17 protein-coding genes are annotated in these 15884 nt (G+C 57.6%); 8 read left to right on the top strand and 9 right to left on the bottom strand.

Translation table 11 applies throughout. From position 1 onward, the window contains the following. Positions 1–35: 35 nt before the first annotated feature. From K325_RS0108475 to K325_RS0108440, 8 genes are all read right to left on the bottom strand, one after another. Complete coding sequence (locus K325_RS0108475; protein ID WP_029653836.1) at positions 36–749, bottom strand: arginyltransferase; 714 nt, start codon at positions 747–749, stop codon at positions 36–38. Next, on the bottom strand, positions 746–1462 hold the full coding sequence (aat, locus tag K325_RS0108470) for a leucyl/phenylalanyl-tRNA--protein transferase (RefSeq protein ID WP_029653835.1): 717 nt from the start codon (positions 1460–1462) through the stop codon (positions 746–748). Before aat ends, K325_RS0108475 begins: the two co-directional genes overlap by 4 nt. Before the next feature lie 15 nt (positions 1463–1477). After that, entirely contained in the window at positions 1478–2431 is a 954-nt protein-coding gene (gene trxB / locus K325_RS0108465) for a thioredoxin-disulfide reductase (RefSeq protein WP_029653834.1), read from the bottom strand. Between the two features lie 176 nt (positions 2432–2607). Beyond that, positions 2608–3519 carry an AAA family ATPase gene (locus K325_RS0108460; protein ID WP_029653833.1) on the bottom strand — a complete coding sequence of 304 codons (912 nt, stop codon included), beginning with the start codon at positions 3517–3519 and terminating at the stop codon, positions 2608–2610. 8 nt (positions 3520–3527) lie between these two features. Then, positions 3528–4451: a carbon-nitrogen hydrolase gene (locus K325_RS0108455; protein WP_029653832.1), complete on the bottom strand. Its 924-nt coding sequence runs from the start codon at positions 4449–4451 to the stop codon at positions 3528–3530. Next, positions 4448–5500, bottom strand: coding sequence for an agmatine deiminase family protein (locus K325_RS0108450; protein WP_228128416.1), 1053 nt, complete (start codon positions 5498–5500; stop codon positions 4448–4450). The genes K325_RS0108455 and K325_RS0108450 overlap by 4 nt, the downstream gene beginning before the upstream one ends. Before the next feature lie 109 nt (positions 5501–5609). After that, positions 5610–5915 (bottom strand): hypothetical protein, encoded by a 306-nt coding sequence (locus tag K325_RS0108445; RefSeq protein WP_029653830.1) that lies wholly within the window; start codon positions 5913–5915, stop codon positions 5610–5612. 104 nt (positions 5916–6019) lie between these two features. Then, on the bottom strand, positions 6020–6604 hold the full coding sequence (locus tag K325_RS0108440; RefSeq protein ID WP_029653829.1) for a PilZ domain-containing protein: 585 nt from the start codon (positions 6602–6604) through the stop codon (positions 6020–6022). A 155-nt stretch (positions 6605–6759) separates the two neighbouring features. Here K325_RS0108440 and K325_RS0108435 point away from each other — a divergent pair, with 155 nt between their 5' ends. Continuing rightward, positions 6760–8004, top strand: a complete 1245-nt coding sequence (locus K325_RS0108435) for a lipoprotein-releasing ABC transporter permease subunit (protein ID WP_029653828.1) — start codon at positions 6760–6762, stop codon at positions 8002–8004. Next, the gene (locus K325_RS0108430) at positions 7997–8695 is read left to right on the top strand and encodes an ABC transporter ATP-binding protein (protein ID WP_029653827.1); all 699 of its coding nucleotides are present in this window, start codon (positions 7997–7999) and stop codon (positions 8693–8695) included. Before K325_RS0108435 ends, K325_RS0108430 begins: the two co-directional genes overlap by 8 nt. On the opposite strand, the gene K325_RS0108425 is transcribed toward K325_RS0108430, so the two are convergent. After that, a complete protein-coding gene (locus K325_RS0108425; protein WP_029653826.1) occupies positions 8683–9219 on the bottom strand; it encodes a DUF2062 domain-containing protein in 537 nt (178 codons plus the stop codon). The two genes, K325_RS0108430 and K325_RS0108425, sit on opposite strands and share 13 nt — an antisense overlap. Before the next feature lie 142 nt (positions 9220–9361). Here K325_RS0108425 and K325_RS0108420 point away from each other — a divergent pair, with 142 nt between their 5' ends. From K325_RS0108420 to K325_RS0108395, 6 genes are all read left to right on the top strand, one after another. Further along, complete coding sequence (locus tag K325_RS0108420; RefSeq protein ID WP_156836583.1) at positions 9362–11734, top strand: DNA internalization-related competence protein ComEC/Rec2; 2373 nt, start codon at positions 9362–9364, stop codon at positions 11732–11734. 72 nt (positions 11735–11806) lie between these two features. Further along, positions 11807–12433 carry a MotA/TolQ/ExbB proton channel family protein gene (locus K325_RS0108415; RefSeq protein ID WP_029653824.1) on the top strand — a complete coding sequence of 209 codons (627 nt, stop codon included), beginning with the start codon at positions 11807–11809 and terminating at the stop codon, positions 12431–12433. A 5-nt stretch (positions 12434–12438) separates the two neighbouring features. Further along, on the top strand, positions 12439–12864 hold the full coding sequence (locus K325_RS0108410; protein WP_029653823.1) for an ExbD/TolR family protein: 426 nt from the start codon (positions 12439–12441) through the stop codon (positions 12862–12864). Then, the gene (gene msbA, locus K325_RS0108405) at positions 12864–14633 is read left to right on the top strand and encodes a lipid A export permease/ATP-binding protein MsbA (RefSeq protein ID WP_029653822.1); all 1770 of its coding nucleotides are present in this window, start codon (positions 12864–12866) and stop codon (positions 14631–14633) included. The genes K325_RS0108410 and msbA overlap by 1 nt, the downstream gene beginning before the upstream one ends. Next, on the top strand, positions 14630–15691 hold the full coding sequence (gene lpxK / locus K325_RS0108400; RefSeq protein WP_029653821.1) for a tetraacyldisaccharide 4'-kinase: 1062 nt from the start codon (positions 14630–14632) through the stop codon (positions 15689–15691). The genes msbA and lpxK overlap by 4 nt, the downstream gene beginning before the upstream one ends. Continuing rightward, on the top strand, positions 15684–15872 hold the full coding sequence (locus K325_RS0108395; protein WP_029653820.1) for a Trm112 family protein: 189 nt from the start codon (positions 15684–15686) through the stop codon (positions 15870–15872). The genes lpxK and K325_RS0108395 overlap by 8 nt, the downstream gene beginning before the upstream one ends. The last annotated feature ends 12 nt before the right edge of the window (positions 15873–15884 follow it).

Raw genomic sequence — 15884 nt, 5'->3', positions numbered from 1 at the left:
GCAATTCTGCCTGATTTCTTAACGTTTGGCAAAATTCAATCGGTGTGCAGCTCTCGCCAGTGGCCATCCCGTAAGGCTTCGATGGGCCGAAAGCGTGTTTTATAGTTCATTTTCCGACATTCTTTTATCCAGTAGCCAAGATACAGATGGGGTACCTCGCGCCGTCGGGCTTCCTCTATCTGCCAGAGGACCGCAAAAGTGCCCAGGCTTCTGTGCTCAAGCTCGGGCGCGAAGACGGTGTAAATTGCTGACAGGCCGTCATCCAGAAGATCGATGGCTGCCAGGCCGACCAGTTCGCCGTCCAGTGACATTTCAAGAAACCAGGAATCGGTAGCGCCTTCTACCAGAAACGAAGTGAACTGCTCTCTGGACGGTGGGTACATATCCCCGTCGCGATGGCGTTCTTCGATATAGTGGGCGTAAAGGCCGTAATAGCGTTCACTGAAGGTGGCCGGGACCAGCTGGCACTTCAGATCGGCGTTCTTTTTCAGAATCCGGCGCTGATTCCGGTCTGGAGTAAAGTGCTCGACCCGAAGACGTACTGGCACACAGGCGCTGCAGCTTTCGCAGTGTGGCCGGTAGTAGTGTGAACCACTGCGGCGAAATCCAAGTGCGGTCAGCTGGCTGTAGAGTTTTTTGTCAATGTTTGCCCTGGGGTCCACAAACATAGTGGTTGCTTCACGGTCGGGCAGGTAGCTGCAGTCGTGGGCTGGCGTGGCAAAAAAAACGAGTGTTCTGAGATTGCTCATTGCACCTCCGGTCCTGGCCAGCGCCAGCTGAGATTCCAGTCTGACTGGTCCGGTTTCCGATCAATACATGCCCTGAGTATAGATAAAAACTCCGCTCTGGGGATGGTCTTGGCCCCCATAGTAAGCAGGTGACTGCTTTCCACCTGACAATCCATAATCTGATATCCCCATTCCTCAAGCTGGTTTGCGAGGTGGACCATCAATACCTTGGAAGCATTGGTTTCCAGCGAGAACATGGATTCGCCAAAAAAACAGCGGCCAATCGCAAGGCCATACATGCCACCTGCAAGCTCATGGTTGTGATTCCAGACTTCAATGGAATGAGCGACCCCTCGTTTGTGAAGTTCGCCATAGGCCGCCATCATGTCATCTGTAATCCAGGTTCCCTCAGCCCGGGTGGAGGCGCAGAGCCTGATGATGCGACCAAAACACCGGTCAGCAGAAACGTGGAACCGGTGTTGGTTGAGGGTCCTGCGCAGGCTACGGGAAACGTGAATCCTGGAGGGGTAGAGCACGCATCTCGGGTTCGGTGACCACCACAGAACAGGTTGGTCGTCACTGAACCAGGGAAAGATGCCGTTGCGGTAGGCAAGCATCAGGCGTTCCGGGGAGAGGTCGCCACCCAGCGCAAGCAGGCCGTCAGGGTCCACAAGAGCGTCTTCAGCAGGAGGGAACCAGAGTTGGTCCGGGTCTAGCCAGGGTAGCGACGTCATTCTGCTCCCGAAAGGTCAGTCCTGTTGGTCCAGAAACTTCTCGGCGTCCAGCGCGGCCATACACCCGAAGCCCGCTGACGTCACCGCCTGACGGTACACGTGATCAGCGACGTCGCCCGCCGCGAATACGCCAGGGATACTGGTTTGCGTTGCCATGCCTTCCAGGCCTGAACGAATACGGATGTAGCCGTCGTTCATGTCGAGCTGGCCTTCGAACAGGCCGGTGTTGGGCTTATGGCCAATCGCGATAAATACGCCAGCCAGGTCGAGGTCCTGAGTGTTGCCATCCTTCGTACTCTTGATGCGCATGCCGGTTACGCCAGTACCGTCACCCAGGACTTCATCCAGTGTGTGGTCCCAGATGATGTTAACGTTGCCATTTTCGGCTTTCTCAAACAGTTTGTCCTGCAGGATCTTCTCTGCCCGAAGCGTATCGCGGCGGTGCACCAGAGTTACTTCGTCTGCAATGTTGGAAAGGTACAGGGCTTCTTCCACAGCGGTGTTTCCGCCGCCGATAACCGCTACTTTTTGTTTGCGGTAAAAGAAACCATCACAGGTGGCGCAGGCCGATACGCCCTGGCCCTTGAACTTTTCCTCGGATTCAAGCCCCAGATACATGGCGGAAGCACCAGTGGCAATGATCAGCGCGTCGCAGGTGTATTCACCACTGTCACCCTTGAGTCGGAAAGGCCGGTTGTTCAGGTCGGCCTGGTTGATGGTGTCGTAAACAATGCGGGTTTCGAAACGCTCTGCGTGTTTCTGCATGCGCTGCATCAGTTCCGGGCCCTGAACGCCATCGTTGTCGCCGGGCCAGTTGTCCACGTCGGTTGTTGTGGTCAGCTGTCCGCCGACCTCGATGCCGGTGATCAGGGTAGGGTTCAGGTTTGCGCGTGCCGCATAGACGGCTGCGGTGTAACCGGCCGGGCCGGAGCCAAGAATGATCAGTCGGGAGTGTTGGGTGTTGCTCATCTGGGTCTCACTGAAATTGAATAAGAGTAGACAGCCCCGTCTTCCTGCTGTTTCGCAGGGCAAGGATCAGGGCTGTTCATCGGGTAGCTGGCAAGAAGGCTAACATGAAATGCCGTAACTGCCATTCGTTTGAGACAATGCTGTTTATAAAACCTTGCTATGTGGTCAGAGCCAAATTATTCAAGTACGGAAACGGTTGTCAGCAGTTGGCGGACCCGTTCCCGGGCCTTTCCGGATTCGCCTTGCTCCAGCCGGTGTTCGGCAACAGAGGGGAAGACCGCCTGCACATCGTCGGGCAAGACGTGGTTCCGCCCCTCCATCAGAGCCCAGGCTTTGGCCGCCCGCAACAAGCCGAGCCCTGCCCGTGGAGAAAGACCGTACATCAGTCCGGGCATCCGGCGGCTTTGCTCCAGCAACCTTTGCAGGTAATCCAGCAGTGCCGGGCTTGCGGATACCGCACCTACCGCTTCCTGAAGTGCCGCCAGTTCGTCGTACGGTAGTATGGCGTCTAGTCTGTCGGTCAGATGTTTTCGGTCTTCACCTTCAAGCAGTTCCCGCTCGGCCTTGGGGTCTGGATAGCCCAGCCGTAGTCTCATCAGAAACCGGTCCAGTTGGGATTCTGGCAGTGGAAAGGTGCCGCCCTGTTCGATGGGGTTCTGGGTTGCGATCACGAAAAAAGGTGCCGGCAGGGGCCGTGTTTCCCCTTCTATGGAAACCTGTCGTTCTTCCATGGCCTCCAGCAGGGCGCTTTGCGTTCGGGGTGACGCCCGGTTGATTTCGTCGGCCAGGACAACCTGAGCGAATATGGGGCCAGGATGAAAGACCAGGCCTCCGGCTTGTTTGTCGTACATGGAATAGCCCAGTACATCGGCGGGCAACAGGTCGTTGGTGAATTGAATTCGCTGGTACGTAAGCCCCATGATTTTTGCGAGGGCATGGGAGAGCGTGGTCTTTCCCATGCCGGGAATGTCTTCAATCAGCAGGTGCCCGCGTGCGAGCAGGCCGCAAAGTGCCAGGCGGACCTGATTCTCTTTGCCAAGCAGGATTTTGTTGAGGGCACTGACTACCGTGTCCGTTCTCTGTTTCATGCTCGTGCTCAGTCCCTTACCCGTTTGACGATGTCTCCGTATGCGTCAATACGCCGGTCTCTGAGGTATGGCCAGATCCGGCGGACCGATTCGGTACGGTTTCGGTCCAGAGTGACCGCCAGGACGCACTCGTCAGTTTCGTTACCGCGAGCGAGAAACTCACCCTGAGGGCCGCAGATAAAACTGTTGCCCCAGAAATGAATGCCGTGACTATGTCCGCTGGGGTCGGGTTCAACGCCGACCCTGTTGGGTGCGATCACCGGCAGGTTGTTGGCGATAGCGTGCCCTCGCTGAACGGTGACCCAGGCGTCGAGCTGTCTTGCCTGCTCGGTCGGATCGTCGGTGACATCCCAGCCGATGGCGGTCGGGTAGATCAGGATGTCGGCGCCAGCCAGGGCCATCAGTCGCGCTGCTTCCGGGTACCATTGATCCCAGCAGACAAGAACGCCCAGTTTGCCGATGGAAGTCTGGATTGGTGTAAAACCGCTCTGGCCATCATTGAATGTGGCATCTCCCGGAGTGAAGTAGAACTTCTCATAGAAGCCCGGGTCATCCGGAATGTGCATTTTCCGGTACAGGCCGGCAAGCGTGCCGTCGGTGTCGAATACAACGGCGGTGTTGTGATAGACGCCGTTCATACGGCGTTCAAAAATAGAGCCTACCAGGACCACATGCAGCTCTCGGGCGAGGTCTGACAGCCATTCGCTGGTTGGCCCGGGGATCGGCTCGGCCAGTTCGAAGATTTCGGTGTCTTCGGTCTGGCAGAAATACTGGGTTGCATGCAGTTCCTGAAGCACGATTAACTGAGCGCCGCCTTTAGCCGCCTGCCGTATCAGACGTTCTGAACTGGCGAAGCTTACGGCTTTGTCGGGGCTGCAGTGTTGCTGAATCGCGGCTACGGTGAGCGCGCTGGATGTGCGGGGATCGGTCATACCGTTACCACTCCGGCAGGAATTTGCATGGTGACACAGTGCAGGCTGCCGTGCTGATAGACCAGCGGGCGGCAATTGATGGCGACGATTTCACGGTCCGGGAACAGGTTGGTCATAATCCGGATGGCCTCTTCATCCTGGGGGACGTCGTAAACCGGGAGCAGCACGGCGCCGTTGATGATCAGGAAGTTGGCGTACGTTGCCGGAAGTCGCTCGCCTTCGTCATCAACGATGGGGTCAGGCCATGGCAAGGCTGTCAGGCGGTAAGGGGTGCCGTCGGCCTGACGGAATTCCTGAAGTTCCTCCTCCATGGCTGCCAGTGCGCTGTAGTGTTCGTCCGCAACCTCCGGACAGGCGACATAACAGATGTGGTCGGGGGCACAGAATCGCGCCAGCGTGTCGATGTGGCTGTCGGTATCGTCGCCGGCAAGGTAGCCGTGATTGAGCCAGAGAACCCGGTTGGCGCCCAACAGCTCAGACAATTTTTGTTCGATGCTCGCCCGGTCCATTGAAGGATTCCTGGAGGGGGTGAGCAGGCATTCGCTGGTGGTCAGCAAAGTGCCATTGCCATCAGATTCAATGGAGCCGCCTTCCAGAACGAAGTCAACCGGGGTCAGGGGGTGTGTCCCGAAAACGCCGGCATTGGACAGATGCTGGTTCAGGGCATCGTCTTTTTCCCAGGGGAATTTGCCGCCCCAGGCGTTGAATCGGAAGTCGAGGAGTGCCGGGCCCTGTTCTGTCTCAATGGTGATGGGGCCATGGTCACGGGCCCAGGTGTCGTTTGCGGGCGCCGGAACGGTGATGACCCGTCCAGGTAACTGGTTTTCTTCTGCATACTGGTTCAGTTGGTGCCCAAGCTTTTGCAGGCGCGCAACGAATTCGCAGCTGATTACCAGGTGTTCAAAGCGCAGAACCGCTTTTGCAATTGCTTCAAATACCGGCTCAACATCGGCCATCATCCCGGCCCAGTCGGTCCCAGGATGAGGCCATGTCAACATCACTGCGCTCTGGGGAGCCCATTCCGCAGGCAACGTACGTCTGGAAGTCACTGTATGGTCACCTTGATTCACAAAAGCCGCCATTCTATCTGACCAATGCAGCGGGCGCATCGACATTCCCGGGGTCCGATGGCCGCACGTGTTTTCCCGGCAGGGGTGGTCAGTCTTTCTGTGGTTTGACCACAGAATGTACTACGCGATTGCCTTCGAAATAGACGACAAAATCCTGATAATGCCACTGACTGATAGGCGGTTGTCCCACTGGCCCCTTAATCGTTACGGGCGCACCCCAGCGAGCACGTACAGCGTCGCTCTTCGTGCCGTTTGCGGGCAGGCTGATCTGGCTCCGGTCTGCCTGGCTGCCCACCGGAACCCTCAGCTGTTCGGCATGAGCCAGAGGCCATGAGCCGGCAAATACGGCGGTGGTCAGGACAGCACTGACCATCAGATTGCGGTAGTTTCTCATAGAGAGGTCTCCAATATTCCCTGGTTACTGCGCATGGGTTGCTGCAGATGAATAAAACGTAATATCCCGAAAAGCTTAGTAAAAGTCAGCTCTTTTTCGGCATCTTAACCTTTTTGTCGTTGGCGAATCTGCCAGCGCATCACATGACGGGCAATTTGCTGGCGGTCGTTGTCATCCAGGTGAGCGAACAGGGTGTGAACCCGTGTGCGGCCTTGATTGTCCCGTTCGGTGTCTACCACATGAGCGGTCGCTCTGGGCTGATACAATTCCGGTGGCAAAGTCATTCGGATTGCCAGATGGTCACCGGTCTCAAATGTCGCAGTGGGCCAGTAAAAGGACAGGCCGCCTTCACTCAGGGTGACCTCCTGCCAGTCCTCCGGTTGCAACGGATTTTGCTCAAAGGCGATAATGCGCGCCAGCGCGTCTACCTTGCTGTTCAGAGATTTAACCAGTCCTGCCAGAAGGCGGTCGCGCTCTGCCAGGCTGGCCAGGTGCGTACGTACGTCCTGATCAAGCCGCCGGAACTCAGTTTTCAGGGCTTCCAGTGGCGAGTTATTGAAGGGATCTTCGCTGGTGTGGGTGTCGTCCAGGCGACGCACCTCAAGCCCGATGCGATCGTGTATCCGGTAAAACTCCCGGCGTTCCCGTTCGTTGTCGTCGCCTGGAGGCGTAGTGCTCTGGCTTGGCATCCTGTCTCCGGACGGGTTTTTATTGATTAGAGAACAGTTTAGCAGTTTCCCAACGGCGGGTAAGTGCCCAGGTGATTCTCCTAGGGACGGTATGAAAATCGGCCGATTGGGTCTCAATCATCGACGGACCGCAAGGTAGCGACAGGCACCCTTACATGTTCAGACCCTTATCGTTCTATATTGGCCTGCGATACACCGCCGCCAAACGACGTAATCATTTCATTTCCTTTATTTCCCTGACTTCGATGATCGGCCTGATGCTGGGCGTTGCGGTTCTGATTATTGTTCTTTCAGTGATGAATGGCTTTGATCGGGAACTTAAGCAGCGGATTCTCGGTATGGTGCCCCATGCCACGATTCAGGGAGCCTCTGGGCCTCTGGAAGACTGGCAGGAAGTGGATCAGCGCGTCGAAGCCTATCCTCGTGTTCTTGCGGCCGCTCCGTTCATTCAGGGGCAGGGGATGGTGACCGGTGGCGGCAACGTCCGGGGCGTTATGCTCAATGGTATCTTGCCCGAGGAAGAGGCCAGCGTATCGATCATTGAGAATCACTTTATTGAGGGCGGGCTGGATGACCTCCGGTCTGGTGAATTCGGCATCATCATTGGCCGCCTGATGGCCAACAGTCTTCGGTTAGGTGTGGGAGACAAGCTGACGGTGGTGCTGCCAGAGGCGTCCGTCACCCCGGCAGGCGTGCTGCCCCGGCTTAAACGTTTTACCGTAAAAGGTATTTTCAGTGTTGGCGCAGAGCTGGATGGTAACTACGCTCTGATCCACATGGATGACGCCGCCCGGCTGATGAGGACCGGTGGGCGTGCGGAGGGGGTTCGTCTGTTGGTGGATGACCTTTTCGCGGCGCCGAGGGTCGTCAATGAGGTGGCCAGAACGCTGGGCGGTCGTTACTACGTGTCGGACTGGACCCGCACCCATGGCAATCTGTTCCAGGCCATCCGGATGGAAAAAACCATGATCGGGTTGTTGCTGATGTTCATCGTTGCTGTGGCGGCCTTTAACATTGTGTCGACCCTCGTGATGGTGGTGACCGACAAAACGGCGGATATTGCCATTTTGAGAACCATGGGGGCGACGCCCGGGCGAATCATGCGGATATTTATCATCCAGGGCGCCGTGATCGGTGTATTCGGCACGCTGACCGGGACCGCGCTGGGTGTTTTTGGCGCCCTGAATATCAGTGCGTTCATCTCCTGGCTGGAGGGAGCCCTGGGGCATCAGTTCCTGAATGCGGATGTGTATTTTATCAGTTACCTGCCTTCCCAGCTTCAGTTGCAGGACGTTCTGATTATCAGTGGTGCTGGTCTGGCGATGAGCCTCCTGGCAACGATCTATCCGGCCTGGCGTGCGTCTCGGGTCGAACCGGCGGAGGCATTGCGTTATGAGTAACAGGCAGTCAACAGCGCTGGTGATTGATTGCCGGCAGGTTACCCGAACCTACAGTGAGGGGCCGGAAACCCTGACCATCTTTTCGGATATTTCTCTGGAGGTGAGTGCGGGAGAAACCGTGGCGATTGTCGGGAGCAGCGGTGCGGGCAAGACAACGCTGCTCAACCTGCTGGGAGGCCTGGACCGGCCGTCTTCCGGGCACATCAGCATCTGTGGCCAGGACATTCACAAGTTGTCCGAAGCTGGCCGGGCAAGATTCCGAAACCAGCATCTGGGTTTTGTGTATCAGTTTCATCATTTGTTGCCGGAGTTTACCGCGCTTGAGAATGTCATGCTGCCGTGTGTGCTGGGAGGTATGCGTCCCGGTCAGGCGCGGCCGAAAGCGGAGGCTCTGCTGACCCGTGTAGGGCTGGGAGAGCGGCTCCGGCATAAGCCTGGTGAGCTGTCCGGAGGGGAGCGTCAGCGGGTGGCCATCGCGAGGGCGTTGGTGAACAATCCGGAGTGTGTGCTGATGGATGAGCCCACCGGTAATCTGGATGAGCAGACGGGTGAAGGTATACGTGCGTTGATCAGCGAGCTTCGGGATACTTCCGGGACGGCTTTCATCATGGTGACCCATGATATGTCGATGGCGCGGAGCCTGGGGCGGGTTTTACGTCTGGAGCAGGGAAGGTTGGTTCAGGAAGCGTGATCACTGCGCTTCCGGCGTTCCTGTTGGCGTACCTGCCAGTCGGTCCGGATCTTGCGGCGCCACAGGTATTGAATTGTCAGGTAGGCAAAGCAGGCCGTGACGGTTGCCAGAATCAGCGACCCAAGGTATAGCGGCACGCCAATGTCGATCAGTCGGTGGCTGATCCAGCCCCAGGACAGTTCAAAGTCGAACGCAAGCACTGGCCGGTCTAGAATCCAGGCACCCACCTTGTAGTTGAAGTAGAAGATGGGAGGCATGGTCAGCGGATTGCTGATCCAGACCAGTGCCACCGACAGCGGCAGGTTGGCGTTAAACCAGATGGCGCAGAACGCGGCGGCCAGCATCTGGAATGGCATGGGGATAAAACAGAACCAAATGCCCACAAGAAACGCCCGTGCCACACAATGCCTGTTGATGTGCCACAGGTTGGGTTCATGGAGGATATCGCCCATAAAGTGCAGTGACTTCATCGACTGCACCTTTTCGGGTGTGGGCAAATACCGTTTCATGAACTTCTTCGGCATAGGAAGTTCGGCCTGTTTCCTGACTTGAGTAACCGCTGTCGGGCAGAGGCCGTCAGCGCAATCGAAAATCGGAGGACAAGGATTGTCCGAATTCCCAGCGACCAGGCGCCGGGCAGGAAAGCGGGATGTTGCGATTGGCAGCATGCTCGCCTTCTCTTGCGGCGTTATCTTACTGTATAGGCTCACAACCTTGCCACCATATCCATGGCTGATCGCCCTTGGAGGTGGTGCGTTACTCTTTCATTTCAGAGGTGGACACACAAACCGACGGTGGCCGGTGCTGGTGGCCGGTGTCATGTTCGGGCTTGCCTGGGCCTCCTGGAGTTCTGAGCACAGACTGGCGGAACGTCTGCCCTCAGAGCTTGAGGGGCAGCGGGTGCTCGTGTCCGGCTATCTCTGTGACCTTCCTGCTCCCGGCAATTTTGACAGCCTTAGATTTAGTTTCTGTGTAACGGGCTGGCCAGGCTTGCACGCACAGGCAACGGATTACCCATTGCCTTCGGTGCTTCGCCTGACCTGGTATGGCAGGGAGGGGCGGCCGCTTCCGGATCACCGGTTGAAGCTTGAGGTCGTGCTCAAGCGGCCCCATGGCCAGCTAAACCCTGAGGGATTCCGGTATGAAGACTGGCTTTTTCGCCACGGCTATCGCGCGACCGGCAGTGTGAAGCAGGTTTTCGCAGATCCGGGTGTTGTCTGTGGAGCAAAATGCAGGTATCACGCCTGGCACTGGGATGCTGCCAATCATGTGAAACGTCTGTTTGGTAAGGCAGAGCAGTATGCCCTGATTGCATCTTTGCTGATGGGGGATCGGGGTGGCCTCACCGACGAGCAGTGGCAAATACTCAAAGCCACGGGAACGATACATCTGGTGGCTATTTCCGGGTTGCACCTTGGTTTGGTGGCCATTGGCGCTGGTCTTATGGCCCGGCGTCTTTGGCTGCTGTTACCGGTGGGAACGGTGAGTGAGTACACGGGGCGGGTGGTGGTCTTCCTGGTGGTGGTTCTGGGCTGTGTCGGTTATGCGTTGCTGGCTGGTTTTACCGTTCCGACTCGGCGGGCACTGGTGATGGTGATTGCCGGCGGCTGGTACCTGGTCAAGGCCCGGCAGCAGGGTGGCTGGTACCCTTGGATTCTGGCCTTAATGGCGGTGCTACTGCTGGATCCGTTTGCGCCGCTTGATCAGGGGTTCTGGTTGTCTTTTGGGGCCGTTGCGGTGTTGTTGCTGGTGTTCTCGGGGCGAGTGGGCAGCACTGGCTGGCTGACAACCCTGATCGCGGCCCAGTTGGCGGCATTCTTCGGGTTGTGGCCTCTGTTGATGGCTTTTCAGCAGACTCAGCCGCTGGCAGGCCTGCTGGCCAACCTGCTGGCTATCCCGTGGGTGTCCCTTGTGGTGATGCCAACCCTGTTTCTGGGATCTCTGCTGGTGTGGCTTTCTGATGGCGTTTTATTGCCCTGGGTGTCGGCAGTTTTTGATGTTGTTCTTGGTACGTTGTGGTGGTGGCTTGAGTGGGTTGGGCAATTCCGGTTTGGGCATATGCAGCCACTGGCGATGCCGCTGGCGGCAGGGCTTGCTCTGCTGGCTCTGTATGCGATCCGTTGGCACGACTGGAAATGGCGCCTGGTGTTTGGCGCTACGGTCTTGTTGCTGGCAGCTCCTGCTTCTTTTATGGGCCGCGGAGAGGGTAATGAGGCGGTGCCACGGCCTGAGGTGCGGATATTGGATGTCGGGCAGGGGTTGTCGGTTGTTGTCAGGGCGGGCAGCCGGGTGATGGTTTACGACACCGGCCCTGAAGTCGAGGGAGCGTATTCGGCCGCCGAGTCTGTGCTGATCCCGAACCTCAGGGCGATGGGAGTTGCAACGATTGATCTTCTGGTGCTTAGCCATGGCGATAAAGACCACGCGGGTGGTCTGGCGGCGCTCGCTGATGCCTTCCCGGTCAAACGGGTGATCTCGGGGGAGCCGGCTTTGATCAGTGGCCGGACAGGCTTGCCGGTTGAGAGCTGCCTGGCAGCCCGGATGCGCTGGCCGGGCCTGGACGTTGCCTTCTGGCGGATGCCTGGCCGCGAGGAAGGCAATGATGCCTCCTGTGTTGTTCGCCTCTACCACCCGGCCACCGGCCGTGATGCGATACTGACCGGGGATATCAGCCGGCGGGTCGAAACCCGGATGCTGGGTAGTGATGGGCCGGGTTGGGTGCAGGATCAGGTTCTACACCGCATCGTTCTGGCGCCTCATCATGGCAGCAAAACGTCGTCATCAGATGATTGGATAAAGGCGATTGGTCCGAATCAGGTGATATACACGGCGGGTTACCGGCACCATTACGGACACCCTCATCCGGACGTTACCGAGCGCTATCGGCGGCAAGGTGTTGGGGCGCTGAGCACGGCCTGCTCAGGAGAAATCCGTCTTTCCTTTGGGGAAAACGGGCGGACATCCAGTGTGTTATGGAGATCTCAGCCATTCTGGATCTCGTCTCAGGGCCTTACCCGAAGCCAATGTAAAATACCGTGACATTCCGGGTGTGGCCTGTACCGGCAGCTATGCTAAAGTAGCGCGGCTTGTAACTAATCAGGGAGATCAAGCGTGTTCGAGCTGTTGAAAGCCGGTGGCATCCTGATGGTGCCCATTGTTGCCTGTTCCATTCTGGCGCTTGCCATCATCCTGGAACGAATCTGGACCTTGCGGGCCTCTCGGGTTGCGCCTCCGCAGTCTATTAATGAACTCTGGCGCTGGATCAAGAAAAAAGAGCTGAATGGCCGCAAGTTGAAGGCGTTGCAGGCGTCATCGCCGCTCGGGCGCATCCTGGCCGGTGGTCTGATCAATGCCAAGCATGGTCGTGAGATCATGAAAGAAAGCATCGAACACGAAGCCAGTCAGGTTATTCATGATCTGGAGCGGTTTCTGAACCCGTTGGGAACGATCGCCACGATTACGCCGCTTCTTGGGCTTCTGGGTACCGTGATCGGGATGATCAAGGTCTTTGCTGAGATCCAGTTGGCGGGTGTGGGCAATGCCGGTAACCTGGCAGGAGGTATTTCAGAAGCTCTGATTACCACCGCCGCAGGACTTAGCGTAGCCATCCCCGCCCTGATCTGTCACCGCTATTTCATTCGTCGCGTGGATGAGCTTGTGGTCAATATGGAGCAGGAAGCCATCAAACTGGTTGAGGTGGTCCACGGGGACCGCGAAATCGACGTCGAAGGAGCCTGAGCGCCGTGAAGTTCAAGCGCCAACGAAGTCAGGAAGTCGGGGTCGATCTGACACCATTGATTGATGTGGTGTTCCTGCTGCTGATCTTTTTCATGGTGTCGACCACCTTTACCCGAGAGAGCCACCTGCAGGTTGAACTCCCGGAGGCGAGTGGTGAGCCGGTTGCGCCAGCGGAAGTTCAGCAAGTCGACGTGGTGATCAATGCCGAAGGCCAGTACTTCCTGAACGACCGTCCACTGGTCAATAACCGCCGGGAAACGCTCGAGCGTGGCGTCCGTGAGCTGGTGGGCGGAGACAACGATCTCCCGTTTATCATTACGGCGGATGCCCGCACGCCCCATGAGTTTGTGGTGCGCGCAATGGATGTGGCTGGCCGCCTGGGGTTTGCCAAGCTGAGCATTACCACCGAGCGGGAGGCTGACAGCCAGTGATGCAAGCCAGGCCCGAGCCTCTGAAGACTCCGCCAACCGGTAGCTGGACAACCTACAAGCGTCTGCTTCGGTATGTGAAGCCATTCTGGCTGGCGTTTTCTCTGGCGGTACTCGGAAATATCATTTACGCGGCAGCGTCCACGGGCATGGCGGCAGCCATGGAGTACGTCATCACCGCGATTGAGAACCCCACGGATCAGAACCGGATGCTGCTGACAGGCCTGATTATCGGCGTGTTTGCCTTCCGGGGGGTGGGAACGTTTTTTAGCCAGTATTTCATCAGCTACGTCGGACGGAACGTGATCAATGCGTTGCGCAATGATGTTTTTGACCGTCTGATGTCGCTGCCGTCTCGCTATTTTGATGAGAACGCCTCCGGGCGGCTGGTCTCCAAGCTGACGTTCAATGTGGAGCAGGTTGCGGATGCCGCGACCAATGCGGTCACCATCACTCTTCGGGAAGGCCTGACCATCGTTGGTTTGCTGGGCTTCATGCTTTACACCAACTGGAAGCTGACCCTGATTTTCCTCACTGTGGGGCCGGTGATCGGGCTGGTCGTCAGTTACGCCAGTAAGCGTTTTCGTCGCATCAGCAAGCGTATCCAGGGCTCAATGGGCGACATAACCCATGTGGCGTCAGAATCGATCACCGGATATCGGGTGGTGCGTACCTTTGGCGGTGAAACCTACGAGCGTGAGCGTTTTCGGCAGGTCAGCGCCCGTAACCTGAAGCAAAGCCTGAAAATGGCGTCAACCCAGGCCATCAGTGTGCCTGTGATTCAGGTGCTGGTCGCTGTGGCAATCGCCGCGCTGGTTTGGACCATGCTCGCGCCGGAAATCCGGGGAGAGATGACAACGGGTCAACTGATTGCGTTTATTACCGCGGCCACCACGATGGCTAAGCCCATTCGTCAGGTGACCTCCGTGCACGCCAAGATTCAGAAAGGGGTGGCTGCGGCTTACGACGTGTTTGAGACCATGGATGAGGTACCGGAAGAAGATCCGGGTACCTACAGCCCTGAGCGGGTCAAGGGTGATATCTGCTTTGACCAGGTGTGTTTTCGATACCGTGATCAGCTCGACAACGTCCTGGAGGGGATCTCGGTGGAGATTCCGGCTGGTCAGAGCGTGGCGCTTGTGGGCCGGTCCGGGAGTGGAAAATCCACGATGGTCAGTCTGCTTCCGCGTTTCTACGAGTACACGGGGGGAGCTATCCGGATCGACGGCCATTCCCTGAAAGAATTTTCACTTCAGGCCCTGCGCTCCCAGATTGCCCTGGTAAACCAGAATGTGGTGCTGTTCAACGACACCATTGCGGCGAATATTGCCTATGGAGCGTTGCGCGACTGCACGCGTGAGGAGATTCTGGAGGCTGCTGAGAAAGCCCACGCGCTGGAGTTCATCAACCGAATGCCTGATGGTCTTGACACGATGATCGGAGACAACGGTGTGATGCTGTCCGGCGGGCAACGCCAGCGGCTGGCCATTGCGCGGGCCATCCTCAAGAATGCCCCCATCCTGATACTCGACGAAGCTACGTCTGCGCTGGATACCGAATCTGAACGGCATATTCAGGAGGCCCTGGAAACGGTTATGCAGGGGCGGACCACCCTCGTGATTGCGCATCGCCTGTCCACCATTGAAAAGGCAGACAGAATACTCGTGATGGACAACGGTCGGATTGTCGAGTCTGGCAGCCATGAGGAGCTGCTGGCAGCAGGCGGTGCCTATGCTCAGCTGCATCAGATCCAGTTCAGTGAGCACGCATGAGTACCAGTCTGATTGACCGTTTGTGGTACGGTCAATCGCGCCCGCTTCGGGTACTGGCGCCTTTGTCCTGGCTGTACCGGAGTATTTCTGAAGGGCGTCGCCGTAAGGCCTGGCAGGCTGTTCACGAAGCCCTGCCAGTGCCGGTGGTTGTGGTTGGCAACATCACAGCCGGTGGCACAGGCAAATCCCCTCTGACAGCCCGGCTTGTTGAGGTTATGGCTGAGGCTGGTCTGGCACCTGTGATTCTCAGCCGAGGCTATGGTGGCAAGAGCCCCCGGTACCCATTGAGGGTGTCTGCAGACACTCCGGCGTCGGTGTGCGGCGACGAACCACTGATGTTGTCTCAGGCGACGGGGTGTCCGGTTGTTGTGGACCCGGATCGCTTTCGCGGAGCCCGTTGGGCGCTTGACGAGGGGTTGGGGAACGTTTTGATCTGTGACGACGGCCTCCAGCATTACCGCTTGCCAAGGGACGTTGAACTCGCGGTATTTGATGCCCGCCGCGGGATTGGTAATGGCGCGATTATCCCGGTAGGGCCACTGCGGGAACCTGTCGAACGTCTGGCGGGAGTGGATTTCGTGATCCTCAACGGAGAGGCGTTTCCACAGCAAGGGGAACGGATTGAGGACTTTGCCGGCATTGATCACCCGGATATCCACGCTATGGCGCTTGAGCCAGCTGCTCTGGTTCACCTTAAAACCGGTGAAAGACGTTCGCCTGAGACCCTTAACGGTAAAAAGGTGCGGGGTGTTGCGGGTATTGGCAACCCCTCCCGGTTTTTCGATACCTTAAGACAACTCGGAGCTGAGGTCTCAGAGCAGCCTTATCCGGACCACCATCGGTTCCGCCCGGAAGATCTCAGAGCCGATTCGGGTGAGTGGGTAGTGATGACCGCCAAGGACGCCGTGAAATGTCGGGATTTTGCGCCGGACGACGCCTGGGTACTGACGGTCCGGGCCAGGCTGTCCGAACCGTTTGAACAGCATTTTCTGGAACGGCTGAGAGTCAGTTCCGGCCAGTTGCTATCTAATATCAGCGAGGAAACAAACGATGGATAAAAAACTGCTTGCCATGCTGGCCTGTCCTGTCTGCAAGGGGGATCTCAAGCTTAATGAGGCCCGGACCGAGCTGATCTGCTACCAGGATGCCATGGCGTTTCCGATTCGCGAGGGTATTCCGGTGATGCTGGCGGTTGAGGCCCGCACCCTCAGCAACGATGAGCGTCTTGAGAAACACTGAGCCATTCGCAGG

Origin of the sequence: Marinobacter daepoensis DSM 16072 (assembly GCF_000421165.1) — a bacterium.
Taxonomy (GTDB): domain Bacteria; phylum Pseudomonadota; class Gammaproteobacteria; order Pseudomonadales; family Oleiphilaceae; genus Marinobacter; species Marinobacter daepoensis.
The sequence above is the reverse complement of the archived record's forward strand: the minus strand, read 5'-3'. Positions and strand labels throughout refer to the sequence as shown.